At 32.4% G+C, this 1,627-nt stretch carries 2 protein-coding genes; both read right to left on the bottom strand.

The window, feature by feature from the left end:
• A partial coding sequence (locus HET73_RS08850) for a 1-acyl-sn-glycerol-3-phosphate acyltransferase (RefSeq protein ID WP_343033102.1) occupies positions 1-332 on the bottom strand: 332 nt, incomplete at its 3' end.
• A 95-nt stretch (positions 333-427) separates the two neighbouring features.
• The gene (locus tag HET73_RS08845) at positions 428-883 is read right to left on the bottom strand and encodes a tyrosine-type recombinase/integrase (RefSeq protein WP_246210290.1); all 456 of its coding nucleotides are present in this window, start codon (positions 881-883) and stop codon (positions 428-430) included.
• Positions 884-1,627: the final 744 nt, after the last annotated feature.

Below are 1,627 nucleotides of genomic sequence, written 5' to 3'. Positions count from 1 at the left end.
CTTAGTGCCATAAAATGCAAACCAGCAAATGGGACCCATTTTAGCTCACGCTTTAAAATAAAAGCTACTTCCCTAAATAAAAGTATAAAAGTTTCAAGTGCGGATTGGTGTTTGGAAGCGACTACAATTGGTTGTTTGGGAATGTTTTCTCCACCTCTAACTTCATATTCAATTTTACATAGTAAACGAAGCATGAGTAATAAAACCTTCAGTGAGTAGACAGAGAAAGTAGTTGCTAGACGTACAGGAAAGAAGATTACAGGAAGGGCAATTAAAGTATAGAACACTTCCCATAAGATAATAAATAAGTTGAGAAATAAACCTAAAATCATAAACTCGGATAAACTTATTTGAGTTTATCTCTCTACTGTAAATTGAAATCAATAGGTTTAACCATTGATCACTTGAGTGATAGGATGTGAATCAGTTAATTTGTCCTCAATTTCATGTTAGCAACATGAGTATATATTTGCGTTGTAGAAAGATTAGTATGGCCAAGAACTTTCTGTATCAGCACAATACTTGCTCCACTATCCAGTAGATGAGTAGAAAAGGAATGTCTGATTACATGTGGAGATATTTTACTTTCATCAATAATACATTTTCTTGCTAATTCCTTAATCAATTGACCAATCCTCTGCCTTGTAAACGGCTTGTTAGATTTATTACCTGGAAATAACCAATCAGATTCCTTTCCTTCAGGAATCAGGTTATTGCGAATTGATAAATAATTTCTAAGGTTTTGCAGTGTCTCTTTGTTAAAAAGGATTTGCCTTTCTTTACCACTCTTTCCTTTTATTATTACATAACATTCTTTGTCATTACTATTTACTAGATGTGACACCTCACACAATTTCATATTAATCAGCTCAGAAATACGCATGCCAGAAGAGTAAAGGAATAGCGCATAGCCTTCTATTGTTTATTTCTTTATTTGATCCGTTCGCTGACTTTCTGTGTCCATTAGCAAAATCATTTCTTCGGCGCTCAAATACTTTGGGAAAGGACGAGAAACTATTGGGTTTTTCAATTCATCATTAGCTGGAGCTGGATTGAAATCTATTATTCCATCATTAAATAGGCACTTATAAAAAATTTCTTAGCAGATATTTTTCTTTATACAGAACTACTTTTATATTTCTTTTTGTGTGCAGAAAGATTTCACATAATCCTTAATATTAGTTTTGCTTGCGTTAACTAAATTCGTACCACTTTCCAATAAAAAATCCTCAAGTTAGCATAAATCTGAACGATAACTTTATAAAGTATTTTGCGTTGCAGGCCTTTCTGACACCAAAGTATCTATGTAATACGTTATGTAAAGATTTTCCTTTTTATCCAGCAACTGCTTACGCTTCATCACTAACTCCTATATTTATTTCTTTGACTACAGTTAGATTGAAAACTTTACTAGTATTCTTTATTAAAAAATATGAGATAAATAACCCACCTATCAATAGAACAAGTACAACAAACTATCGTCTTTTTTTTTCGGATTTGATCTCATGATTAAATTATGACATCAAATCCATAGAAAGCCCCTTACAAAGTGAATTCTACCACTTCTTAGTCGCATCTACTTATATCCATTATAACATTTTCTTATAGCGCTAGCACAAACAAGTGA

The organism is Wolbachia endosymbiont of Atemnus politus (assembly GCF_013309895.1).
This window is presented reverse-complemented; position numbering and strand designations above follow the sequence as displayed.

Excerpts from the sequence above, each read along its gene's own strand:
- HET73_RS08845 (WP_246210290.1), bottom strand. The coding sequence starts at position 883 with ATGCGTATTTCTGAGCTGATTAATATGAAATTGTGTGAGGTGTCACAT.